This window comes from Kribbella sp. NPDC050820, assembly GCF_040653975.1.
Classification (GTDB): Bacteria; Actinomycetota; Actinomycetes; order Propionibacteriales; family Kribbellaceae; genus Kribbella.
In genome coordinates this window covers 25,776-47,602 of the sequence record NZ_JBFAHB010000072.1, presented here as the reverse complement: position 1 = coordinate 47,602, position 21,827 = coordinate 25,776, and the positions used below count along the sequence as shown (strand labels likewise).

The 21,827-nt window shown below is 69.8% G+C and carries 20 protein-coding genes and 1 tRNA gene; 10 read left to right on the top strand and 11 right to left on the bottom strand.

Translation table 11 applies throughout. The annotated features are described in order from the left end of the window. Nucleotides 1-110 precede the first annotated feature (110 nt). A tRNA-Tyr gene (locus AB0H36_RS38910) sits at nucleotides 111-196 on the bottom strand. A gap of 82 nt (nucleotides 197-278) precedes the next feature. Between AB0H36_RS38910 and AB0H36_RS38905 the strand changes: the two genes are divergently transcribed. Further along, a complete protein-coding gene (locus AB0H36_RS38905) occupies nucleotides 279-770 on the top strand; it encodes a YajQ family cyclic di-GMP-binding protein (RefSeq protein WP_360535429.1) in 492 nt (163 codons plus the stop codon). Nucleotides 771-922: 152 nt separating this feature from the next. Here the strand turns inward: AB0H36_RS38905 and AB0H36_RS38900 are convergent, their stop codons facing one another. After that, on the bottom strand, nucleotides 923-1,381 hold the full coding sequence (locus AB0H36_RS38900) for a DUF6882 domain-containing protein (RefSeq protein ID WP_360535427.1): 459 nt from the start codon (nucleotides 1,379-1,381) through the stop codon (nucleotides 923-925). A 58-nt stretch (nucleotides 1,382-1,439) separates the two neighbouring features. Between AB0H36_RS38900 and AB0H36_RS38895 the strand changes: the two genes are divergently transcribed. Beyond that, on the top strand, nucleotides 1,440-2,399 hold the full coding sequence (locus tag AB0H36_RS38895) for an aminoglycoside phosphotransferase family protein (protein ID WP_360535425.1): 960 nt from the start codon (nucleotides 1,440-1,442) through the stop codon (nucleotides 2,397-2,399). On the opposite strand, the gene AB0H36_RS38890 is transcribed toward AB0H36_RS38895, so the two are convergent. After that, nucleotides 2,396-3,595, bottom strand: coding sequence for a vanadium-dependent haloperoxidase (locus AB0H36_RS38890; protein ID WP_360535423.1), 1,200 nt, complete (start codon nucleotides 3,593-3,595; stop codon nucleotides 2,396-2,398). The two genes, AB0H36_RS38895 and AB0H36_RS38890, sit on opposite strands and share 4 nt — an antisense overlap. Nucleotides 3,596-3,624: 29 nt before the next feature. Further along, nucleotides 3,625-3,909, bottom strand: a complete 285-nt coding sequence (locus AB0H36_RS38885; RefSeq protein ID WP_360535421.1) for a hypothetical protein — start codon at nucleotides 3,907-3,909, stop codon at nucleotides 3,625-3,627. 147 nt (nucleotides 3,910-4,056) lie between these two features. On the opposite strand from AB0H36_RS38885, the gene AB0H36_RS38880 reads away from it, so the two are divergent. Then, a complete protein-coding gene (locus tag AB0H36_RS38880; protein WP_360535419.1) occupies nucleotides 4,057-4,803 on the top strand; it encodes a response regulator transcription factor in 747 nt (248 codons plus the stop codon). Nucleotides 4,804-4,811: 8 nt separating this feature from the next. Here the strand turns inward: AB0H36_RS38880 and AB0H36_RS38875 are convergent, their stop codons facing one another. Further along, complete coding sequence (locus tag AB0H36_RS38875; protein ID WP_360535417.1) at nucleotides 4,812-5,546, bottom strand: hypothetical protein; 735 nt, start codon at nucleotides 5,544-5,546, stop codon at nucleotides 4,812-4,814. A 10-nt stretch (nucleotides 5,547-5,556) separates the two neighbouring features. After that, nucleotides 5,557-6,342 carry an AraC family transcriptional regulator gene (locus AB0H36_RS38870; RefSeq protein WP_360535415.1) on the bottom strand — a complete coding sequence of 262 codons (786 nt, stop codon included), beginning with the start codon at nucleotides 6,340-6,342 and terminating at the stop codon, nucleotides 5,557-5,559. Between the two features lie 100 nt (nucleotides 6,343-6,442). Between AB0H36_RS38870 and AB0H36_RS38865 the strand changes: the two genes are divergently transcribed. Together AB0H36_RS38865 and AB0H36_RS38860 are read left to right on the top strand one after the other, a co-directional pair. Then, nucleotides 6,443-7,303 (top strand): phytanoyl-CoA dioxygenase family protein, encoded by an 861-nt coding sequence (locus AB0H36_RS38865; protein WP_360535413.1) that lies wholly within the window; start codon nucleotides 6,443-6,445, stop codon nucleotides 7,301-7,303. Next, nucleotides 7,300-7,605: a hypothetical protein gene (locus AB0H36_RS38860; protein WP_360535411.1), complete on the top strand. Its 306-nt coding sequence runs from the start codon at nucleotides 7,300-7,302 to the stop codon at nucleotides 7,603-7,605. The genes AB0H36_RS38865 and AB0H36_RS38860 overlap by 4 nt, the downstream gene beginning before the upstream one ends. On the opposite strand, the gene AB0H36_RS38855 is transcribed toward AB0H36_RS38860, so the two are convergent. Further along, nucleotides 7,606-9,099, bottom strand: coding sequence for an HD domain-containing phosphohydrolase (locus AB0H36_RS38855; RefSeq protein ID WP_360535409.1), 1,494 nt, complete (start codon nucleotides 9,097-9,099; stop codon nucleotides 7,606-7,608). It lies immediately after the preceding gene. Between the two features lie 67 nt (nucleotides 9,100-9,166). Between AB0H36_RS38855 and AB0H36_RS38850 the strand changes: the two genes are divergently transcribed. After that, entirely contained in the window at nucleotides 9,167-10,321 is a 1,155-nt protein-coding gene (locus AB0H36_RS38850) for an MFS transporter (RefSeq protein ID WP_360535407.1), read from the top strand. Here the strand turns inward: AB0H36_RS38850 and AB0H36_RS38845 are convergent, their stop codons facing one another. Beyond that, nucleotides 10,322-10,630 (bottom strand): hypothetical protein, encoded by a 309-nt coding sequence (locus tag AB0H36_RS38845; protein WP_360535405.1) that lies wholly within the window; start codon nucleotides 10,628-10,630, stop codon nucleotides 10,322-10,324. Between the two features lie 147 nt (nucleotides 10,631-10,777). Here AB0H36_RS38845 and AB0H36_RS38840 point away from each other — a divergent pair, with 147 nt between their 5' ends. After that, complete coding sequence (locus AB0H36_RS38840; RefSeq protein ID WP_360535403.1) at nucleotides 10,778-14,980, top strand: BTAD domain-containing putative transcriptional regulator; 4,203 nt, start codon at nucleotides 10,778-10,780, stop codon at nucleotides 14,978-14,980. Nucleotides 14,981-14,994: 14 nt separating this feature from the next. On the opposite strand, the gene AB0H36_RS38835 is transcribed toward AB0H36_RS38840, so the two are convergent. After that, nucleotides 14,995-15,420: a MarR family transcriptional regulator gene (locus AB0H36_RS38835; RefSeq protein WP_360535401.1), complete on the bottom strand. Its 426-nt coding sequence runs from the start codon at nucleotides 15,418-15,420 to the stop codon at nucleotides 14,995-14,997. A gap of 100 nt (nucleotides 15,421-15,520) precedes the next feature. Here AB0H36_RS38835 and AB0H36_RS38830 point away from each other — a divergent pair, with 100 nt between their 5' ends. Next, nucleotides 15,521-16,405 (top strand): LLM class flavin-dependent oxidoreductase, encoded by an 885-nt coding sequence (locus tag AB0H36_RS38830; protein ID WP_360535399.1) that lies wholly within the window; start codon nucleotides 15,521-15,523, stop codon nucleotides 16,403-16,405. Here AB0H36_RS38830 and AB0H36_RS38825 read toward each other — a convergent pair whose 3' ends face one another. Together AB0H36_RS38825 and AB0H36_RS38820 are read right to left on the bottom strand one after the other, a co-directional pair. Further along, a complete protein-coding gene (locus tag AB0H36_RS38825) occupies nucleotides 16,406-17,086 on the bottom strand; it encodes an RraA family protein (protein ID WP_360535397.1) in 681 nt (226 codons plus the stop codon). A gap of 34 nt (nucleotides 17,087-17,120) precedes the next feature. Beyond that, nucleotides 17,121-17,669, bottom strand: coding sequence for an AAA family ATPase (locus AB0H36_RS38820; protein ID WP_360535395.1), 549 nt, complete (start codon nucleotides 17,667-17,669; stop codon nucleotides 17,121-17,123). A gap of 167 nt (nucleotides 17,670-17,836) precedes the next feature. Between AB0H36_RS38820 and AB0H36_RS38815 the strand changes: the two genes are divergently transcribed. Together AB0H36_RS38815 and AB0H36_RS38810 are read left to right on the top strand one after the other, a co-directional pair. Next, a complete protein-coding gene (locus AB0H36_RS38815; RefSeq protein ID WP_360535393.1) occupies nucleotides 17,837-18,631 on the top strand; it encodes a methyltransferase domain-containing protein in 795 nt (264 codons plus the stop codon). Nucleotides 18,632-18,752: 121 nt separating this feature from the next. Next, nucleotides 18,753-21,791 carry an AAA family ATPase gene (locus AB0H36_RS38810; protein ID WP_360535391.1) on the top strand — a complete coding sequence of 1,013 codons (3,039 nt, stop codon included), beginning with the start codon at nucleotides 18,753-18,755 and terminating at the stop codon, nucleotides 21,789-21,791. Nucleotides 21,792-21,827 lie beyond the last annotated feature (36 nt).

Here is a 21,827-nt window from a genome sequence, read left to right as displayed (position 1 = left end):
TCCATCAGGGGCCTCCTTCGTCGTGAAACGCGAGCAACCCCAGCATCCGCCGGGAACCCACGAGGAGCGGAGGCCCCGCTCCTTCATCGCATCAGGGCCTGTTTTCGTGCTGGTGGCGGGTGCAGGGTTCGAACCTGCGTAGGCATACGCCGACAGATTTACAGTCTGCTCCCTTTGGCCGCTCGGGCAACCCGCCAGGGTGCTGCCGGTTCGTGAACCGGCGTGGGAGACGATACAACAGACAGTGCCCCTGACAGCAAATCGGAAAGGAACTGCCCATGGCATCGGAGTCCTCCTTCGACATCGTGAACAAGGTCGACCGTCAGGAGGTGGACAACGCCGTGAACCAGGCGGCGAAGGAGATCAGCCAGCGGTTCGACTTCAAGAACGTGGACGCCGGGATCAAGTGGTCCGGTGAGGCGATCGACATGCAGGCGAACACCGAGGAGCGGGTGAACGCCGTACTGGACGTGTTCAAGGACAAGCTGGTCAAGCGGCAGATCTCGCTCAAGGGCCTGGAGGCGGACGACCCGAAGTTGTCCGGCAAGATCTACAAGATCAACGCCTCGATCAGCGCCGGCATCACCCAGGAGAACGCGAAGAAACTGTCGAAGCTGATCCGCGACGAGGGTCCGAAGGGCGTCAAGGCCCAGATCCAGGGCGAGGAGCTCCGCGTCTCGAGCAAGAGCCGCGACGACCTGCAGGCCGTCCAGGCCCTGATCAAGTCCCAGGACCTCGACTTCGCGGTCCAGTTCGTCAACTACCGCTGACCGCGGCCCGACGCCAGCCGACGCCGGGCGCCGGGGGAGCGGCGGGCCACGCCGGACGCCCAGGCCATCACAATCGCCCGTTCGCGGCGAATCCGCGCCTGCCGAGCCGGCCAGCCCCACATTGTGGTGGCCTGGCGATCCGCAGGCCCGAGTCAGCGCGCGTTGAGGTCGTGCAGCCCGAAGTGGAGTTGCAGGTCGCCGGACTGGTCCGTCCAGAGGGCCTCGGCGTCCAGGACGGCGGATGACACCACGCGGGCTTCCTTCACGAGGTCTGGGTGGTGGTTGAAGGAGGGCCAGGGGAGTACGGGGTAGTTGTGGTGCTCGCCGCACTGGCGGATCAGGGCGGTGTCCCCGACTGCGGCCGGTGGAAGGGTCTCGTCGGCCCAGGACCAGAGCCAGGTCGACTCGGCGAGGCTGACTGTGCCGAGCAGGGTAAGCCGGGCGGTGCAGAAGACCTCCCCGTGGCGGGAGCACGCGATAGTGGCCTGCTCCAGATCCCAGTGGTACTGCGCGTCGTCGCCGAGGCGGTCGATCAGGTGTTGCTGGCCGGCCGCGGCGCGCGCAGTTGCTTCTCGTACGACGTCTTCCCAGTCGCTGTGATCGTGGTCCACCGGCGGATCGTGTCAGGTCCCGGGGCCAATTCCGTGGTCGGATCGGGCTGGAGCGGGCATGCTGGCGGGCGTGCGGGTGACGTTGATGCGGCGGTGGTTGCTCGAGGACTTCGGGCTGGGTGTGATGGACATCGCACCGGTGGGCCATGGGGCCGATGTCGCGGCTCAAGTGTGGAAGGTGCAGACGGTCGCCAACACGTATGCAGTGAAGTGGAGCGCGGCGGGGACCAACACCGGGCATCAGGTAGCCGCGTTCCTGGCGGACAGTGGGATCGAAGGCGTGCCGGAGCTGGTCCGGACAGTCGACAGCGGGCTCTGGAGCTTCCACGGGAAGAAGCGCCTGACCGTCACGCCGTGGATCGACGGAACGCGCGCCGCGGAGACCGGGCTCACCGCAGAGCAGTGGACCCAGTACGGCGTACTCCTCAGACGGGTCCACGCCGCAGAGCCGCCCGAACGCCTCCGCAACGCGCTGCCCACGCGCAGCCCGGTAGACGCCCGCATCCCGCAGTTGGCCGAGCAGATCGACACCCGGCTGACCACAGAGCCGCCGGAGGACGAGCTGGAAGAGGAGCTCGCGGCCGTCTGGAAGCAGCACGAGGACACCATCACCAGACTGCTCACCACCCGGCCGCCGGAGCCCACCGGCCGACGAGTCGTGTGCCACGCCGACCCGCACCTGGGCAACGTCCTCGTCAACGACAGCGTCCACCTGATCGACTGGGACGACGTCGTACTCGCACCACCTGAGCAAGACCTCATGTTCCTGCTCGGCGGCATGGGCTCCCTCGGCCCCACCACCCCCGAGCACCGGTCAGCCTTCTTCAAGGGGTACGGCGACCTCGAGCCCGACCCGGACGCGGTCACCTACTACCGCCACGCCAGAGCCGTGGAAGACGTCGTGCTGTGGGCCGAGCAGGCCATCACCGGACCAGACCGCGAGGACTCGCTGAGCATCCTCAGAGGAGTCCTCGGGCCTGGTGGTCTCGCCCACCTCGCGGCCAACGGAAGCGGCTAGCGGAGGCGGTGGCTGACCCAGTTGGCGACGTCGGTGCCCAGTGCGTCGCCGTCCTCCATGGCGTGCCGGAAGTGCAAGCCGGACAGGATCCGGGCCTCTGTCACGTCGGCACGGACCGCGGAGAGCCGGCTGTAGGTCCGAGTAGTCCCAGTGACCTGGCTCTCGACCGTCAGCGAGACCTTGTCGGTGTGGAAGTAGGCCTGCAGCGCCCGTGTCGCCGATGCGGTGAAGCAGGCGTGGCCGGACGGGTAGTCCGGGTGGTTGGCGCCGAGCAGCGGCTGCCAGGTCGGGTCGGCCGTCGTACGTGGGTTGCCGTCGGTGTCCGCGCGCTGGATGGCGTGGACCGGCCGCCAGAAGCGGTAGTAGAACTTCGCCTCCCAGCAGGCCGTCAGCGCGTCACCACTGCTGACGTGGACCAGCGCCAGCATCCGGGCTGCCTCGGGCAGCGACAGGCGCCGATCACTCGCCAGCCGCAGGAGCGCACGGCTCCACTGCTGGGCAGCCTGCTCCGACCAGAACATCGCCGTCTCGGTCCCCCAGGCGCTACGCGTCGTACTGTCCTTGCGGCCGATCGAAGCGACCTCGGCCACGTCCCGCGCGTACCGCTTGCTGGTCAGCGCATCCGGACCGTCCGGCCGGAACTGCGACCGCGACCGCAGCGTCAGCGGCCTGACCTTCGTCAGCACTAGGTCAACCGGTGGCGTCGCCGCAGTCGGTTCCCACACGCCAGGACCCGGCTTGCGCTGCACGTACGGCACCTGGTTGTCCAGACCGTCCCCCGCCCGCCAAGCGAGTACGGCGTCCGCCACCGCACGCCCGAGCGCGATCCCACGCGTCTTGGCCTTCCCGTCCGGCACACCGGCCAGGTAGTCGGCGTACGTCGTCTCCAGCGACACAGCCGGCACCCGAGCCTTCAGTACGTCGTACGTCGCTGTGGCAACCGCGGCCGCGGCCGACGCGTGCCGGTCCGGACGGACGGCGGCCACGTATGGCCGGCCATGTCCCAGTCCGGCGACAGTGTCGGCGATCGCGATGTGCACGATCCCCATCAGCATCTCGGAGCTGGCCGGCGGCCGTCCGGTGACGATCGCCTGCGTCGCCACCCGGCTCCAGTCGAGCACCGGGGCGGCAGACGGCGCCTTGGCGGTAGCAGTGGGCGACAGCCCGACTGCACTGAGCGCGAAGGTGGCCAGCAACGCCGGCCACCTCCACCTGTGTCGTGCCCTCACCGGGACCCCACGGCCGCGATGCGCGGCACTCGGCGTCCGGCGATCGCCGTGACGACAGTCGCCGCGATGGCTGCGAGCAGCATCAGGCCGACTACCTGCAGCAGCGACAGGCCGGTCTCGACGACGACGGTCGGCTGTGCGGCGACGCCACCGTCGTACGACGGCGGGATCGCCGTGTCCGGGTCCTCCGGTGGCAGCTTCGCGTACGCCGTACCGGACAGTGCGACGATGGTGACGAGCAGCGTGGTCGCCAGTGCGGCCAGGCGAGACAGCGGTTTCATGAGTTTCCTCCCCATTCGTGGAAGTCCCGTCGGCGGAACGTCCTGTCACCAACCGTCGCCGCGACGGGCCGGTCGCAGCCATACGCAGTTCGACGTATTCGCCCGCCGCCGTTCCGGGCTTAGCCTGGCTGCAGGGAGGGGTACGTCATGGTGGAGCAGCTGACCGTCACCGAACGCGACCTGCGCAGGATGTTCGACGTGATCGACCGGGGGCGGGAGGCCGGGCCGGACGAGGTGTACCCGCGGGAGTTGATGCGGGCACTCGCCGAGCTGATCCCGGCCGACGACGTCACGTTCCAGGTGAGTCGTCCTCTGGAGCGCGAGTTCGTCGCGCTGGAGGAGGTCGTCGAGGAGGAGGTCGTCATCGAGGACGGCTGGGAGGAGCTGTTCTGGCAGTCCTACTGGTACGCCGACGTGTGCAGCCGGCCGCAACGCACCGGTGACTACGAGAGCGTCTGGAAGGTCTCCGACTACCTGTCCGCGGCTCAGCTGGGGAGGTCGCCGGTCGGGGAGTGGTTCCGGCTGAACGGCGTCCACAGCGAGATCGCCGTGCCGTTCCCGGCGACTGGCGCCGAGGATCGCCGGCTGCTGCTGTTCCGAGGCACCGGCCCCGACTTCACCGAGCGCGAACGGCTGCTGCTGCGGATGCTCCGCCCGCACTTCATCGAGGTCCACCGCGCGCTGGAACGCCGGCGGGCCGGCATCCCGGACCTGACCAACCGCCAGCTGGAACTGCTCCGGCTGGTCGCCGCCGGCCACAGCAACACCCAGATCGCCCGTCGCCTCTTCGTTGCCGAAGGCACCGTCCGCAAACACCTCGAGAACATCTACGAACGCCTGGGAGTCACCAGCCGCACCGCCGCCGTGGCCACCGCGTTCCCCCTGTCCGCCTGATCAGGACGTCAGGCGTGCCGCATCCAGATGTTCGGTTCGCGGTAGATGCCGGTGTCGGCCGCCCGATCGATCTCGAGCAGCGTGAGTCCGTCGGGGATGACGTAGGAGCCGGAGGCCGGCAGAGCCAGACCGGTCCACTTCTCCCAGTCGGCGACGCTCCCCGTCATGTTCTGTGAGTACGGCGCGGCCGCGAGGATCGTCGCCCCGAGGCGGACATGCGTGCGCACCCACGGGTCGAGCGGCAGACCGTCCTCGCGCGTCCACGTCATGAAGGTCTCGATCGGCGTCAGCGGGTAGCTGGACTTGAGCGTAGGCCGGACCGGCGCGATCACCTTGGGCAGCCCACCGGCCGCCGCCCGCTCCCGCACCGCCGTGATCACCCGGCCGGCATGCCCGCGCCCCTGCTCGTCGGACCGTACGGCGGCCGCCATCAGCACGAACGTGTCCGGTACGACGCCTTCCTCGTACGACGTCACCGCCCGCACCATCGCGTCCGTGAACCCACCCGGCAGGTCGTCGACCGTCCCGTCCCACGCGATCGGTACACCCCAGCAGCCCGCAACGAGTCGCCGGTCCTCCGTGACCAGGTAGAACTCCCAGCCCTGGAAGTACTCCCGCCGCCGGTCGGCGTACTTCCGCACCTCCAGGTCGTGGAAGATGAACTCCGGCCACTCCTCCGCGAACCGCTCGCTGGCCTCGGCATCCAGTTCGGGCGCATCCGCGACCGGTATCAGCTCGTACATGCGCCGAACGCTAGACGCCAGAGACACCCCCGGCCACTGCGTTTCGCACTGCGCGCGGCGATCCGCCGAGCTCGCGGCGGCAGGTCTTGTTGAAGGCCTGCAGGTCCGGGATGCCGACCGAGGCGGCGACCGCCGGGATCGAGAGCGTCGACGAGACCAGCAGGTGCCGGGCGCGGGCCATCCGGCGGCGGCGGATGTAAGCGATCACGGTCAGGCCGGTCTCCGCGTGGAAGAGCCGGGTCAGGTGGTTGTGCGAGACGCCGGCCATCCGGGCCAGCGCCGGGATCGTGAGCGGCTGGGCGAGGTTCGCCTCGATGTGGGCGATCGCCGCCGACACCGCCGGGTGGGTCGCGTCCTGCGCACTGGCCGACGACCCGAGCTCTGCGATCCGCCACAACGCCGTCCACACCTCGGCCGTCACCCGCGCGGACCCCGACGGCAACGCCTCCAGGGCCGAGCGCAGCAGCTCGGCCAGCACCGGCGCGGCCGAGCCCGCGTCCTGGACGACAGGCAGGTACGACGGTTCGCCGGCCAACGTCGGCCGGAAGTGCGCGTAGAGGTGCTCGGACCGGCCGCGGTAGTCGAACTGCACCAGCGTCCCGGCCGGCGTGAGGCTGACGTACCCCGGCGCCACCGCGTACGCCGTACCGTCGACGGTCAGCTCGGCGGAGTAGCTGTAGAGGTGCAGCTGCCACAAGTCCGGCAGCCGGAACACGTCGCGCAGGCTGCGGACGCCGTGAATCCCGGCGCCGACGCTCACCACCTCCGGCGGCGCGGCCAAGTGCAACGCGATCATGGGGAGAAATTACCACTAGTGGTGATCACGTCCCACGCGCGACAACGCTGTCTCGCCATAGCCTGGTGGAGTAGTTACCACTACCCCGAGAGGGAGACTCATGCCCCATCCGCATCGCAAGAACCTGCTCACCTCGGTTCAGATGGCGCATTTCGTGGCCACCGGGTCGCTCCGGATGGACGCCGTCGTTCCGGACGACATGAACCAGCAGGCGATCGAGGTCCTGAAGGCCGGCATCCCCGGCGTCGCGTACGGCACCCCGCTGTCCGAGGCGTTCGAGGACAGCGAGTTCGTGCAGCGGCTGGTGCAGCTGCCCGAGGTCGCCGGCGCCATCCACAGCCTGGTCGGGCCGGAGCCGACCGTCGACCACCACGCCGTGCACATCCGCAAGGCGAACGAGGGTGAGGCGCAGAACCTGCACGGGGACGCGATCATCGACGTCCGCCCGGACGCGTTCGACGTCCAGCTCATGTACTACCCGCAGGACGTGACGCTCGAGATGGGCGGCACCCTGAGCGTGCCCGGCAGCCACCTGCGCCGGACCAACGAGTCCGACACCGGCCGGTACCAGAACCTGCTCGGCCAGACCCGGCTGACCTGCCCGGCCGGCACCGTGCAGTTCCTGCACCACGGCATCTGGCACGGCGGCCGCAAGAACGACAGCGCCATCGACCGCTACATGTTCAAGATCCGGTTCAACCCGACCGTCCGCCAGGTCCGGCTGTGGAACACCGAGGACCTGTACGACGACGAGGTCGCGCGCGAGCTCAAGCAGACCTTCCCGTGGTACGAGAACGCCACCGGCCGGCTGGAGATCTACAACCGGGTCAAGTTGTGGCAGGCCATCACCGGTGACGACACCATCGACCCGGACTACTGGGTCACCCGGGTCTCGAACCGCCCACAGCGGGTCGTCGCCCAGCGCAGTCTCAACCCGCACGCGAAGAGGGAGATGGTATGACCGCCACCGCTAGCGAAGCAGCCCAGCAGACCACAGTCCGCCAGCAGGTGCTGGTGCTGTACCTCGCCTCCTCGGCGCTGGACGCCCGGGTCGTCGGATGGTCGACGTACGACGGCACCGGCGCGACGTCGCCGACGACAGGGGACAGCGACGTCCCGCCGTACCCGACCGGTCTGGACGCGCTGAAGGACGGCTGGCGGCTGTTCCAGGCTGCGCAGCTGCTGCCGCCGTTCCCGGGGCACGAGTACGACGTGTCGTTCCTGAAGCACGAGTTCTTCTTCGAGAAGCTCGTCACTGCGTAGTCACTGTGTAAACAGCCCGTGCTGCATCGCGTACAGCGCAGCAGCGGCTCTGGTCGACACACCGATCTTGCCGTAGATGTGCTGGACGTGATGCTCCGCAGTACGGCGTGACACCACCAGCTCGTGCGCTATGCCTGCGTTGGACGTGCCGCGAGCGAGCAAACGCAGTACCTCGATCTCCCGCTCGGTGAGACCGGCGGGACGGCTCATCCGGCGGCCGGGCACCTGTTGCCCGGCCGCCGCGAGCACAGCCTTCACACAACGGTCGTCGAGTCTCCCGGCCGCGACCTGCGCCAGGATGATCTCCGCAGCACCCTCAGCCGAGTGCGCTGCCCGGTGCGGCCGGTCCTGCCTCAGCGCCTGGTAGCAGTCCGCCGCAGCAAGGATCCGCGCCGCTGTCGACAGCTCACCACCCTTGGCCTGGCGCGGATAGCCACTCCCGTCGAGCCGCTCGTGATGGAGAGCCGCCAGTACGCCGACGGGCTCCAGCACTCGCGACCGGGCCAGGATCCGCTCCGACTGGTACGGGTGCAGGCGCACCTTCTCCCAGTCCGCCCGCCGCAGCAGTCCGGGCCGTTCCCACACCGCTGTCGGCACTGCGACCCGTCCGAGGTCGTGCAGCAGGGCCGCACGTCGCAGTGTCGCCCGTTCGGCGTCTTCGAGGTGCAGTAGCCGCGCAGCCTCGTCTGCCAACGTCGCAACGCCAGTGGAGTGGCCGAAGAGGTACGGCGACTTCAGGTCGACGAAGTACGCGAACGTCCGGGCCAGCTCGTCCAGATCGCGGGTAGTGCCCCACGGACGCGGCTCGGCGTCCAGAACCGCTTGCCACACGTCGATCTCGTCCAGGTCGTCGACCAGGCTGTCGTCGTACTCGGCGACCACGAACGGGTCGAGCCAGGTGCCACGTCGCTTGATCAGGGTCTTCTGTCCGGCGATGACCGCTTGGGTGGCGACCTCGGCGATCCGGGTGGCGACGTGGATCTCCTTGCCTGCCAGGCCTTTCGGAGTTCCCTTGCCGTCCCAGCGCTCCAGGTTCTGGTAGAGCGCCTCGGCAGTGGCGTGGCCCAGGCCCAGATGCGCGGCCAGCATGCTGCCCACTTCGCAGACGGCCAGCAGGAGGTTGTCCTCACTCGTCGTCATGGTGCGGGCGACGTACTGCAGACGCCGGATGCCGGCGCCTCTGCCGACGTGCATGAGGTAGTGGAGGGCCTCGCGGTGGCTGTTGGTGTCGGTGCGCTCGGCCAGCGGGCGCAGCTCGGCGGCGCGGGGTCCGGCGAGGTGGACCTCCTCGTGGGTGGTCGCCGTACAGCCGAGATGACGCAGCAGGGTGGCGTAGTAGACCGTGCGCTTGTCGTGGACACGCAGCCGGTCGGCGAGGCGCATCGCGACCAGGCAGCTGCGGATCGACTTCTCCGGCGGCTGTGCCATCGCGAGGTCGAGCGTCACCGACAGCGCGCAGAGCAGTTCGGCGAGCCGCACCTCCTGCTGTGCCATCGCACCTCCCCGCAGATGGGCAGATCTACCGATGCCCCTACCTCCCCCTACGGCCATTGTGAGCCTCATGAGCACAACGGCAACGTCCAAACCCCGCCTGGTGACCCCGCAGTTCGTGCTGCTGGGTTCGGCCGCACTGGCCTACTTCCTCGCCGACGGGATGCTCGTGCCCGCGGTGCCGCGGTACGTGGCGGGCGAACTTACCGGCGGTAACATCGCGGTCGGGCTGGCGGTGGCCGGGTTCAGCCTGTCCGCGCTGGTCCTGCGCCCGTGGGCCGGCCGGCTGGCGGATCGGCGCGGTCGCTCGATCGCGATGGTTGGCGGCGGCATCATCTTCGCCGCCTCGGTCGCGGGCTACGGCCTGACCGACTCGGTGTGGGAGCTCGCGGCGCTCCGGTTGCTGACCGGTGTGGGCGATGCGTTCTTCTTCGTCGGAGCCCTGACCGCGATGAGCGACCTGGCTCCTACCGAGCGCCGCGGTGAGGCAATCAGCCTGTTCTCGCTGTCCCTGTACGTCGGTCTCGCGCTCGGGCCGCCGATCGGCGAGGCGTTGGTCGGCGTCGGCTTCACCACGGTCTGGCTGGCCTCGGCCGGGTGCGCGCTGGTCGCCGTACTGCTTGCTCTGCGGGTGGGGGACACGCGTGAGCCGGTGGCGGCTTCGGTGGAGGCTGTTCCTGGACGGTTGCTTCCGCGGGCGGCCGTCATACCTGCGTTGTTGCTGCTGGCGTTGGTGTGGGGGATGGCGGGGTTCCTTGCCTTCGTGCCGTTGTACGCGCTCGACCTCGGGCTGCCGGGAGCCGGGTTCCTGCTGTTCGGCTTCGCGGGGATCGTCGTGGTGATCCGGAGTGCCGGGGCCCGCCTCCCGGACCAGTTGGGTGCGGCCCGGAGCGTCCGGATGTCGTTGCTGTGCACCACGATCGCGCTGGCGACGATCGGTCTCTGGCGGTCCGTACCGGGTCTCGTCCTGGGCACCGCCGTACTCGGCATCGGCGTCGCCCTCGGCACGCCCGCGATCATGACGCTCGCCCTCAACCGTGCCCCGGCCGCCGAGCGCGGCGCCGTCATGGGCGTCGTCAGCATGAGCATCGACCTGGCCCAGGGTCTCGGCCCCACCACCTTCGGCCTGGCCGCAGCCGCCACCACCCGCAACGGCGGCTTCCTGGCTGCGGCCTTGATCGCGGCCGCCGGCCTTGCGTTGGCGTGGCGGTCGGTTCGGCGCTGATCACGCCGGCTGCGTGCGCTGTGGACGGTCGCGGTGGCGGGCAACGGCGAAGGCGGTGCCGAAGGCTGCGCCGGCGAGAGCGAACCCGGCCAGCGCGCCGAGGACGGCCGTGCTGGCGTCGCCGGTACCCGGTGCGGCAACCGGGGCGAGCTCGTACTGCGGGTCGTACGCCGGGTAGTTGGGCGGTCCCTGCTCCACGATCGCCGGGGCGTTGGAGCGCTCGGGTACGTCGACGGCCGCGGCCGGGACGGCGGTTGCCGTCAGGGTGAGAAGGGCGGCTGCACTGGTCATCATCAATCGCTTGGACATGGTTCCTGCTCCTTGGCGTCGAGACCGCCGCTGGTGGCGGTTCGTCGTACCTGTTGTCGGCCCAGGCGGTATCGGCTCGGCTGGAGGTGGTATCGGATCGGTATCGCTCCCGTTGACGGACGGCGGCGGGCGGCCGACAGTCGAGGGGTGGGTATCGCCGTTCTCGGCCCGCTCACGATCGAGGGGGACCAGGGGAGACCGAAGCTGCTGGGACGACGCGATCGCGTCGTCCTTGCAGCTCTGGCCGTGCATCCTGGTCAGGCGGTCAGCGCCGAAGAGTTGGCCGACGTGGTGTGGGGCGAACGGCTACCGGCGTCCTGGCAGAAAGTGATCCAGGGCTGCGTCGTCCGCCTGCGCAAGGTGCTCGGCGCCGGCGCGATCGAGACCGTGCAGTTCGGCTACCGGCTGGCGCTGTCCATCGAGGAGATCGACGCCCTGCGGTTCGAGCACGCGGTGAGCCGCGCCCGCAGCCTGCTCGCCGCCGACGAGGCGGAACGGTCCGCAGTCGTGCTGGCCGACGCGCTGACACTCTGGCGCGGCAGACCGCACAGCGAGCTGGACGGCTGGGACGTCGCACGCATCGAGGTCGAGCGCTTGAGCGAGCTACGCCAAGCCGCCGAGGAACTGTACGTTGAAGCAGCCTTGCGATCGGGGCAGCACGACAAGGTGCTGGCCAAGGCGCGTGCCCTGGTCAGCGAGGCGCCGCTGCGGGAACGGCGATGGGCTCTGCTCGCAACCTCGCAGTACCAGACCGGGCAGCAGGGCGAGGCATTGCAGACAATCCGACGACTGCGCGCCGTACTGGATCGCGAGCTCGGTCTCGACCCGAGTCCCGGCATCGACGCGCTGGAGCAGGCCATCCTGCGGCAGGACCCCGCCCTCGTCGTCGACAGCGCACTACCCGAGCCCGACGCGGTCTGTCCCTACCGCGGCCTCGAGTCGTACGACGTGGAAGACGCAGACGGCTTCTTCGGTCGCAGCGCCGACATCGCCGCCTGTCTGCGCAAGCTGGCAGATACCGGCGTACTGGCGGTTGTCGGACCGTCGGGCTGCGGGAAGTCGTCGCTGGTGCGAGCCGGTGTGGCAGCGTCGTACAAGGCCGATGGCAAGCGGGTCGTCATCCTGACCCCGGGCGCGCATCCGGTCGCCGCCTTGGCTGCTGCAATGCCCAGGACCGGTGCGCCGCCGGTGCTCGTGGTGGATCAGTGCGAGGAGGTCTTCTCGCTGTGCCGGGATGCTGGGGAGCGCGAGACGTTCTTGTCGGCGTTGAGCTCGCACCAAGGCATTCTCATCGTGTCGTTGCGCGCGGACCGGATCGCCGACCTCTCCGCACATCCGGCGTTCGCGCGGACGGTCGAGCGCGGTCTGTACCTGCTGTCCGGGATGACGCGGGACGACCTGCGCTCGGCAATCGAGCGGCCGGCCCGGATGGCTGGGTTGACGGTCGAACCGGGACTCACCGACCTCGTGATCAACGAGGTCGCCGACCAGCCTGGCGCGTTGCCGTTGATGTCGCACGCGCTGGCGGAAACCTGGAAGCGGCGTGAGGGCCGGATGCTCACGGTCGCGGGCTACAACGCCTCCGGCGGGATCCGCGGCGCGGTCGCGCAGTCGGCCGAGCAGATCTACGAGCAGACGGCCGCCGAGCAACGGTCAGTACTGCGGGACCTCCTGCTCAGACTGGTCACGCCAGGACCGGACGGCGAGCCGATCCGCAGCCGGCTACCGCGACGTCTCGTCATCACTGGAGCCGACGACGACGCGATGGTCGACCGACTCGTCGCCTCGCGTCTGGTCACGAGCGACGACGGGGTCGTTGGCCTGGCCCACGAATCGCTCGCCCGCGCCTGGCCGCGGTTGCGCGACTGGCTCGACGACGACCTCGAAGGCCAACGCATCCTGCACCACCTCGCGGTCGCAGCCGATGCCTGGGACGACCTCGGTCGCCCGGACAGCGAGCTCTACCGCGGCAGCCGACTCGCCAAGGCGACCGATTGGCAGGAGCACACGAGCTCGACCCTGACCACGACCGAGCAGGAGTTCCTGGCCGCGAGCCGGCGGGCCTCACAGGCCGAGCTGCGTGCCGCCGAAGAACAGGCCCGCCGCCAACTCAGCATCAACCGCCGCCTCCGCATCGCCCTCGCCACCGGCGCACTCCTCCTCGTCGGAGCACTCATCGCCGGCTACATCGCCGCCGGCCAAGCCAACCGAGCCGACGAAGCCGCCACCAGCGAACTCGCCCGCCGCCTGGGTGCCCGCGCCCAACTCACCGAGGGCATCAGCCACTCCCTCCTCCTGGCCACCCACGGCGCCCGCCTCCAGTCCACCCCCGAAACCCAGGCCAACCTGACCGCCGCCCTCAACAAACGCCCCACCCTCCTCCGCTCCTGGCCGGCTCCCCACGGCCGCATCGAAAACCTCGAAGTCTCCCCAGACGGCCGCCGCGTCATCTCCGGCGACGACAAAGCCACCTTCCACCTGTACGACGCCGGCACCGGCCAAGCGCTCGAGTCGTACACCTTCGGCGCAATCCACGTCGACGAACCGAAGCTCACCACGCCCCGCTTCAGCCCGGACGGCAGTCTGGTCGCTGCGATCTCGGCGAGTCGCACCGGGGAACCTCTGGACCCGCAATGGCCGATCCGCCTGTTCCGGGCCGACACGCTGGAGCCCGTCGATCGGCAACCTGTGCTGCAAGAACCAGGTGGGCTGCTCTTCCACAGCCTCGCCTTCAGTGCCGATGGCAACCATCTCGCGGCCGGCGTGACCCAGGGCACCGGGCTGCCCGGTGACGCCGCCTTCGCCCTGGTCTGGAATCTCCGGACGACCGATCCGCCGCGTCAGGTGTCGTTGCCCAGTGGGGGGCAGGAGATCGCGCTCAACCCGAACGGCCAGGTCGTCTACAGTTCCTGGCCGCTCGCGGCGTACGACGTACCGAGCGGACGGAAACTGTGGCAACGTCCGGAGGTTCTCGGCGAGGGCGGGATCGAGGTCAGCTCGGGCGGCCGTCTCCTCGCGGCCCAGCAGTTCTCCTCGACCAGCGTGAGCCAGGCCGCAACGGTTCTGTTCGACGCCGCAACCGGCAAGACGGTCAGGGCACTGCACACCGAGGACGACTCGGCCAGGGGTTTCGCCTTCTCTGCCGACGGATCGACGATCGCGGCGGCTGAGCTCAGCGGGCAGGTCGTGGTGTGGGACGTGGCCACCGGCGCGCTGCTCGAACGGATCAAGACCGCGGAGGTGTCCTGGGCCGTCGACTTCAGCCCCGACGGCCGCACGCTGTACACCGGTGGGGACGAAGGGACTGTGCGGGCCTACGACCGCACTGGTCAGCGGCAGTACCTCCGCCGCATGCCGTCCGCGCCTGCACGTGACTACCTGCACGTCATTCCCTCCGACGACGGTCGGCGTACTGCGTATCTCTGGCGAGATGCCCGCGGCTCCTGGGTGAGCATCTCCGACACCGCCACCGGTCGTACGACGCCGCCGGCGAACCTCGGGCTCACCTTGAGTGCAGGTTTCTACCGGGTACCTGCCGCCTGGCAGTCGGACGGGGACCGCCTCGCGGTGTCGGACTCGACCAGAATCACGGTGCTCGACACCAGCACCGGGAAGGTGCTCGAGCGGGCCACGAGCACGCAGATCACGTCGATGGCGTACGTCGGGGATCAGCTGATGGTCGGTAGTTACCTGGGATACCGGCTGCTGGGCGCGGGACTCGCAGACGACGGGGTCGCCTTCAGCCGGTACGCGGACTGCTGTACGGCGCCGGCGCCCGACGGGCAGACCGCCGTGATCTTCCTGGACACCGTCGACTACGCCAGCGAGCAGTGGTGGCGGATCCGGGTCGCCACCGGCGAGGTCCTCTCCCAGGGCGGCCTGCCGCTCTCCCTCAACCACGCGGCCTACGCGCCGGACCGCAACGTGGTCGCCGTCACCGGCGGAGGCGGCGAGGTGATGACCATCGACCTGGAGCAGAGCGAGGAGAAGATCGCCCCGGCGATCACCCACTCAGCTCGCGGCCTGTTCGTCCGCTTCTCCCCGGACGGTTCCAAGCTGGTCTCCGGCGCCGAGGACGGCACTGTGAGCCTCTGGGACGCCCGAACACTCGAGGTCCTCGGCACGGTCTCGACCGCCGACGGCGTCCACCCACCCGTCGCCGCGATCCCCACCTTCGTCGACGGAAACGATGTCGTACGCATCGCGTCGTACGACGGCAAGGTCTACCAGTGGGACACCCGCCTCACCACCGCCATCACCCACGCCTGCACCATGGCCGGCCGCAACCTGACCCCCACCGAATGGACCCGGTCCTTCGGAGACCGCCCCTACGAAGAGACCTGCCCCTGACCGAGCGTTCGTCGTCAGCCGAAGACGTTCAGGAGGGTGGTGGTGAGGGTGCGGCGGGCTGTTGGGGAGAGGGCTGTGGTGAGGGCTTCGATGCGGGTGGTGAAGGCGTTGTGGGCGTCATGGGCCAAGGCCAGGCCGGGGGCGGTGAGCTCGATCTGGCAGGCGCGGCGGTCGGTCGGGTGCGGGATCCGGGCGACCAGGTCGCGGCGTTCGAGGCGGTCGACCATACTGGTCAGGCTCGAGCGCTCGATGCTCAGGATCCGGCTCAGGTCGGTCATCCCGAGCGGTCCGGCCAGGAGGACGCAGAGCAGGTGCGCCTGCTGCGGGGTGAGGCCGAGCGGCCGGCTCGTCTCGGCGTACAGATCCTGCAGGACGTGCATCGTCTGGACGAGCGCGCCCGCCAGTCCGATGTCGGTCGTCTGCGCTGTCGTGGTCGCCATACCTCCACTGTAGTCCGGAGCACGGACAGTTTGCGTGCCGGATAGTTCGTAGGGCTACTATTTAGGTGTACGAAGCATCTGGGCAAGGGGAGATCAGACCATGAACGTACGTTTCGGCTACGGCTCACCTGACAAGGTCCGCGACGTCGACCGGATCCTCCGGCTGGCCGCGCAGGCCGACCGCGAGGGCCTCGACCACGTCAGCCTCTCGGACCATCCGTACGTCGCCGACCTGCTGGACGGCTACGCCACGATCGCCTTCATCCTCGGCCGGACCGAGCGGCTGTCGGCGTTCGTCAACGTGACCAACCTGCCGCTGCGCCCGGCCCCGGTGCTCGCACGTACGGCGTCCGCGCTGTCGGCACTGTCCGGCGGCCGGTTCATCCTCGGCCTCGGCGCCGGCGGCGCGTGGAACCACATCACCACGATGGGTGTGCCCGAGTTGCGGCCCGCGCAGGCGGTCCAGGCCTTCGAGGAGGCGATGCAGCTCGTCCGCTCGATGTCCGACGGCGGCCGGCCGGCGCCGACGAAGCACTACCCGATCGGCCACCTCAAGCCCGCGACCGTCGCCGCGCCGCTGATCTGGACCGGGTCGAACGGCCCGAAGTCGCTCGCCGCGACCGGCCGCCAGGCGGACGGCTGGATCCCCGGCCACGCGGCGGACTGGCTGAGCGATCGCTACCGCTGGTCCCGCCCGATCATCGACGCGGCTGCCCTCGCGGCCGGCCGCAAACCGTCCGACGTCGCCACCGTCTACAACTTCCCGGGCGCGATCACGGCAACGCCGGTACGCCGTACCCGTGACGACGACGGCCGCTGGATCGGCGGCTCACCGGCGCAATGGATCGAGGAGCTCACCGACGCCGTGCTCAACCACGGCGCCGCCGGCTTCACCCTCTTCCCAACAGGTCCGGACTCCTACGACGTCCAGCTGGCCCGCTGGTCCCAGGAGATCGCCCCGGCCGTCCGCGCCGCGGTCGGTTGATCACTCCTCGATGGCGCCGCGGACTGCGCGGAGGTGCTGGCGGAAGGTGAGCTTGGGGTTGGCCGCCCGGGCCGTGAGGTAGTCGGCGAACTGCACCTGCTCGCGCAAAGACCGCCCGGAGCGGATGGCGCCGGCTTGGGTGTGCTCGGTGTCGCGGATGGATTCGGCCAGGTCGAAGATCTCGTCCAGGCGGTCGGCCGGGACGAACACGATCCCGTCCTCGTCACCCAGTACGACGTCGTCGCGGGTGACCGTCCAGTCGCCGATGGTTGCCTTGGACAACGCATCGGCCGGTTGCGGGTCGAGGCGCAGCGGCCCGGTCGGCAACGCACCCAGGCTGAACACCGGCAACCCGATCGCGGTGATGTCGACGGTGTCGCGATGCAGCCCCCACACGACGAGCCCCGCGATCCCGGCGGCCTGAGCTTCGAGCGCGACCAGGTCACCCACGCAGGCCTCGTCCCGCCGTCCGCCGTTGTCGACGACCAGTACGTCGCCCTCCGCGGCCGACTCGAACGCCTCGAGGAACACGTCGACGCTGCCCACGTGCTGAGCCGGCAGCACCCGTCCGGCGACTCGACCACCGGCGACGGCGGTCAGTGAAACCGTGCGAACCGGCACGCCGGCCCGGATGCAGGCGTCCGCGACGTGCGCGGTGGTGAGCTCCTGGAATCGCTTCATGCCTTGACTTTAGGCAGGCGCTGCGCCGCAGCAGTCACCGCGACAGAAAGTTGAGGATTTCTGGCAGTGCCGGGTAGTAGACGTCGGTCGACGTGTCGACGGTGAGGGCCGGCACGGGCAGGTCGACGGACTGGAAGGCATTGTGCGTGCGGAGCCGCGCGTCGTCGTCGATCTGGGCGTCCTCGTGCGCCCGCCGGTTCGTGTCGGAGGCGGTCCGGGCGTGGATCCGGGCCAGCGCGAGGTCGGCCGGGACCACGCAGTGGATGATCCGGATGTCGGCCCGGTTGAGCAGCGGCGTCAGGCCGGGACTCCACAGCCGGTCCTGGAACGCGGCCTCGGCGACGAGCGACGTACCGCGGCCGACCAGCAGGCCGATCACGTCGAAGAACGTCGACAGCGTGCGCATGGTCAGCGGGTCACCCGGCCCGGGGACGAAGCCTGGGGTCGCGTGCGCCATCCCCTCCTTGATCTCGTCCCGGCAGATCGCGGGGCACCCGATCGCGGCCGCAACCCGGTGCGCCAGCGTCGTCTTCCCGGTCCCCGGCGGGCCGCTCACCACAACCACCATCGGCTTCGACTGCACCGCCGCACCCTAGCCACCCGTTCGGACAGGTCGCTACCCAACGTAAGACCCGCGTTCAGCCGACCTTCCGCGTCAACAAAGTGCGACCATTATGCGAGATGATATGTCTCACGAAACAAGATTGCGGAGTAGCGTGTGAGTCGTCGCCGAGGGCAAGGGAGCCTTTGATGAGCAACGTGTACACGCACGGCCACCACGAGTCCGTACTGCGGTCGCACACCTGGCGGACCGCGGAGAACTCGGCCGGCTACCTGCTTCCGCACCTGCGGCCCGGGATGTCGCTGCTCGACGTCGGTGCCGGCCCGGGCACCATCACGGCGGACCTGGCCCGGCTCGTCGATCCCGGCAAGGTGACTGCCCTCGAAGCGACCGAGGCCGCGCTCGACATCACCAAGGCAACGTTCGCGGACCTCGACATCCGCGTGCAGTTCGTCGTGGGCGACGTACACAAGCTGGACCTTCCCGATGACACGTACGACGTCGTGCATGCGCACCAGGTCCTGCAGCATGTGGCGGATCCGGTGCAGGCGCTGCGCGAGATGCGCCGGGTCTGCAAGCCGGGTGGGATCGTTGCGGTGCGGGACTCCGACTACCACGGATTCACCTGGTACCCGCAGCTTCCCGAGCTGGATGAGTGGATGGATCTCTACCAGCGCATGGCCCGTGCCAACCAAGGCGAGCCGGACGCGGGCCGACGGTTGTTGTCGTGGGCTGTGGAAGCCGGCTTCGAGAAGGTCGACGCGACGGCCAGCAACTGGGCGTTCGCCGACGAGGACTCCCGGGCGTTCTGGGGTGGCATGTGGGCGGACCGCGTCCTGCAGTCGGCGATGGCGGATCAGGCGCGGCGGGCCGGCGTACCTGAGGAAACCCTCGAACGGATCTCCGCCGCCTGGCGCACCTGGGCCGCCAGCCCCGACGGCTGGATCTCCATCCTGCACGGCGAGCTTCTCTGCACGGCCTGATCACGGGTCTGCACGGCCTGATTACTCGTCTGGACGGCCTGATTACGGGCCGCCGACGCTTCCGCCGAACCGCTGACCCCGGGCCGCCTGCTGCCTAGCATGTGAAGCGGGGAGGCGTCGGATGGAGCGACGGGTGATGGTGGGCCGGGCCGGACCGCTGGCTGACCTCGGCCACTTGCTGGCGGCGGCCGTCGACGGTCGCGGCCGGTCCGCAGTCGTGCTCGGCGAGCCGGGGATGGGCAAGACGACGCTGGCCGAGGCGCTTGCGGACCAGGCGACCGAGGCCGGTGCGACTGTTGCCTGGGGCTGGTGCTCGGCTGCCGGTGTGCCGCCGTTCTGGCCGTGGCGAACGATATTCCGGGAGCTGGCGCCACGGCATCGGCTCGCCGCCGAGCAGCCGGCCGGTACGGCCGCGGACGGGTTGGGCGTGTTGCGCGGTGACGCCGGAGCCCGCGCGCGGCTGTTCGTCACGGTCGTCGACACCTTGCAGCAGGTCTCCGCCGACCGGCCCGTCGTCATCGTCCTGGAAGACCTCCAGTGGGCGGACAGCGCGTCCTTGTTGCTGCTCCGGCAGGTCGTCGACGCATTGCCGGGGCTTCGTGTACTGCTGGTCGCCACATGTCGTGACGAGCCGGCCGAGAGCGGTGACGAGGCGCTGGCCGTCGTCCGTGAGCTGCCGACCGCGGTCCAGCGGATCCGGCTTGATGGTCTCGAGTTGGACGAGGTCGCGGAGCTCGTCTCTCATGGGCTCGGCCACGAGGCCACCGATGAACTGGCCGCGTTGGTGCACGGCCGGACCGGGGGCAACCCGTTCTTCGTCCGCGAGGTCTCCCGATTGCTCGCGGCCCGGCCGCCGACGGCCGGCGTACCCGAGGGGGTGCGTGAGGTGCTGGCCCGGCGGATCGCACGCGTCAGCCAGGACTGTCAGGCGATCCTGGAAATCGCTGCGGTGGCTGGGAACGGCGCCGACGTGTGCCTCGTCTCCGCCGTGTCCGAAGCCCCGGTTGGTGTCGAGCTGCTCGAAGAGGCGGCGACGGCCCGGTTGCTGGCCGGCCCGGCCACCGACGGCCGGATGTACTTCACTCACGACCTTGTCCGCGAGGTGCTGGACGCATCACTCGGTGCGGCACGACGAGCGGGGTTGCATCGAGCACTCGCCGAGCAGCTCGAGGCGACCGCCACGGACGAGGACGAAGCGGCGGGTGAGCTGGCCCGGCACTGGTCCGCCGCCTTCGGTCCGGACGCGACCGAACGGGCGGCGACCTGGGCGCTCAGAGCCGCACGGGCAGCGCGGTCGCGCATGGGGTACGAGCAGGCGGCCGACTCCTACCGGATCGCCTTGCGCGGCAAGGACATCGAGCGCACGAAGGTGATGCTCGAGCTGGGCGAGGCCCAGATGTACGCCGGAGATCTGGCCGGCGCTCGCCAGACGTTCGCGCAGACCGCAGACGTTGCCCGACGCAACGGCCGGGCGAGCCACCTGGCCATGGCCGCGCTCGGATTGGGCACGGGGCTCGGCGGCTTCGAGGTTCCGCAGTACGACGAACTGCAGCTGGAACTGCTGTCGGAGGCCCTGGCCTCCTTGCCGAATCGTGACGGTGGACTGCGTGCAGCCGTGATGGGACGGTTGTCGCTCGCCTACGCCGGGACGGATCGGGAGGGAGAGCGGCTCGAGCTGGCCCGGTCCGCGGTGGCGATGGCCGAACGCGTGGGCCATCCCTGTGTCGAGGCGGGCGCGCTGGCGGCGTACTGCGATGCCGTCGCCGGACCCGGTCACGTCGACGAGCGGTCCGTCGCGGCCGGCCGGATGCTCGCAGTCGCCGAACGCGGCCACGACTCACCGTGTCAGCTACTTGCTCGCCGGCTGCGCCTGGTGGCGCTGATGGAACGAGGCGACTGGCCGGCCGTCGACGCAGAGATCGACGCGTTCGCGCGGACGTCGGACCGCGTGATGCTGCCGCTGTACGCCTGGTACGTCCCGCTCTGGCGCGGTACGCGCGCGTTGATGTCCGGCGACTTCGAAACAGCACTCCGGTACGCCGGTGACGCCGAGGCGATCGGGCTCCGGGCCGGCAGCGCCAACGCGGGGCTCATGGTCGCCACCCTGCGCCTGTGGACCAATCGAACGGCGGGCGAGCTACCGGCAAGCCACGCCACCGCGGTCGACGAGCTCATCCGGACTGCCGACGAGTCGACGGTCGCGATGGCGATGGGGGCGAGCTACTTCGCGGCGGCCGGTGACCTGCAGAAGTCGCGGCGCTTCTTCGACCGGTTGACGGGCCGGGGCCTGGATGCGATCCCGGACGACTGCGAGTGGCTCGAGGGGATGTGGCATGCCGGTGATGCGGCCATCGCGCTCGGCCGGGACGACGTGGCGCGGGACGTGAGCCGGCGGCTGGCGCCGTACGAAGAGCTGTGGGTCGTCGACGGTATCGGCGGCGGCGTGATGGGCACGACCACACACATCCTCGGACGGCTGGCGGCGTACCTGGGGGACACCGGTGAGGCTCGTCGGCTGCTCGCCAAGGCCGTCACGGCGTACGAAGGCGCCAACGCCGTGCCATGGCGAACGATGGCGGAGAAGGACCTGGCGGCGATCGGTGTGGCGGTGCGACCGGCGACGAGAGTCGAGGGGATGTTCCGTCCGGACGGCCGGACTTGGCGGGTGCGCTGGCGGGACGGCGAGGCCAGTGTTCCGGATTCCAAGGGCATGCACGACTTGTCTGTGCTGCTGGGCCGGCCCGGTGAACCGGTGCATGTGCTCGACCTCGTCGCCGCCGCGGGCGGACCGGCGCGGACGGCGGCCGGTGGTGACACCGGTCCGATCCTCGACAGCACGGCGCGGGCAGCCTACAAGCGCCGGTTGGCCGAACTGGAGACCGCCATCGCGGAGGGCACGTCACAGCGGGTCGAGACCCTGACCGAGGAACGGGACTTCCTCGTCCACGAGCTGGCCGCGGCCTACGGTCTGGCCGGCCGTGTACGGACCACCGGAGACCAGGGCGAACGGGCCCGCAAGGCGGTGGCCATGCGCATCGCCACCGCGATCAAGGCGATCCGTGCCGTGCATCCGGCGCTCGCTCACCACCTCGAGTTGGCCGTGTCCACCGGACGGTTCTGCGTGTACCGGCCCGAGGAGAACACGACGTGGCACACCTGACCGCAGGCCGTGTGGCAATGCCACATCGGACCTAGC

Coding starts and splice junctions, on each gene's coding strand:
- AB0H36_RS38845 (WP_360535405.1), bottom strand. CDS start 10,630: ATGTCCAAGCGATTGATGATGACCAGTGCAGCCGCCCTTCTCACCCTG.
- AB0H36_RS38815 (WP_360535393.1), top strand. CDS start 17,837: ATGAGCAACGTGTACACGCACGGCCACCACGAGTCCGTACTGCGGTCG.
- AB0H36_RS38870 (WP_360535415.1), bottom strand. CDS start 6,342: ATGATCGCGTTGCACTTGGCCGCGCCGCCGGAGGTGGTGAGCGTCGGC.
- AB0H36_RS38855 (WP_360535409.1), bottom strand. CDS start 9,099: ATGGCACAGCAGGAGGTGCGGCTCGCCGAACTGCTCTGCGCGCTGTCG.
- AB0H36_RS38850 (WP_360535407.1), top strand. CDS start 9,167: ATGAGCACAACGGCAACGTCCAAACCCCGCCTGGTGACCCCGCAGTTC.
- AB0H36_RS38865 (WP_360535413.1), top strand. CDS start 6,443: ATGCCCCATCCGCATCGCAAGAACCTGCTCACCTCGGTTCAGATGGCG.
- AB0H36_RS38905 (WP_360535429.1), top strand. CDS start 279: ATGGCATCGGAGTCCTCCTTCGACATCGTGAACAAGGTCGACCGTCAG.
- AB0H36_RS38875 (WP_360535417.1), bottom strand. CDS start 5,546: ATGTACGAGCTGATACCGGTCGCGGATGCGCCCGAACTGGATGCCGAG.
- AB0H36_RS38880 (WP_360535419.1), top strand. CDS start 4,057: ATGGTGGAGCAGCTGACCGTCACCGAACGCGACCTGCGCAGGATGTTC.
- AB0H36_RS38825 (WP_360535397.1), bottom strand. CDS start 17,086: ATGAAGCGATTCCAGGAGCTCACCACCGCGCACGTCGCGGACGCCTGC.
- AB0H36_RS38885 (WP_360535421.1), bottom strand. CDS start 3,909: ATGAAACCGCTGTCTCGCCTGGCCGCACTGGCGACCACGCTGCTCGTC.
- AB0H36_RS38830 (WP_360535399.1), top strand. CDS start 15,521: ATGAACGTACGTTTCGGCTACGGCTCACCTGACAAGGTCCGCGACGTC.
- AB0H36_RS38860 (WP_360535411.1), top strand. CDS start 7,300: ATGACCGCCACCGCTAGCGAAGCAGCCCAGCAGACCACAGTCCGCCAG.
- AB0H36_RS38895 (WP_360535425.1), top strand. CDS start 1,440: ATGCTGGCGGGCGTGCGGGTGACGTTGATGCGGCGGTGGTTGCTCGAG.
- AB0H36_RS38810 (WP_360535391.1), top strand. CDS start 18,753: ATGGAGCGACGGGTGATGGTGGGCCGGGCCGGACCGCTGGCTGACCTC.
- AB0H36_RS38835 (WP_360535401.1), bottom strand. CDS start 15,420: ATGGCGACCACGACAGCGCAGACGACCGACATCGGACTGGCGGGCGCG.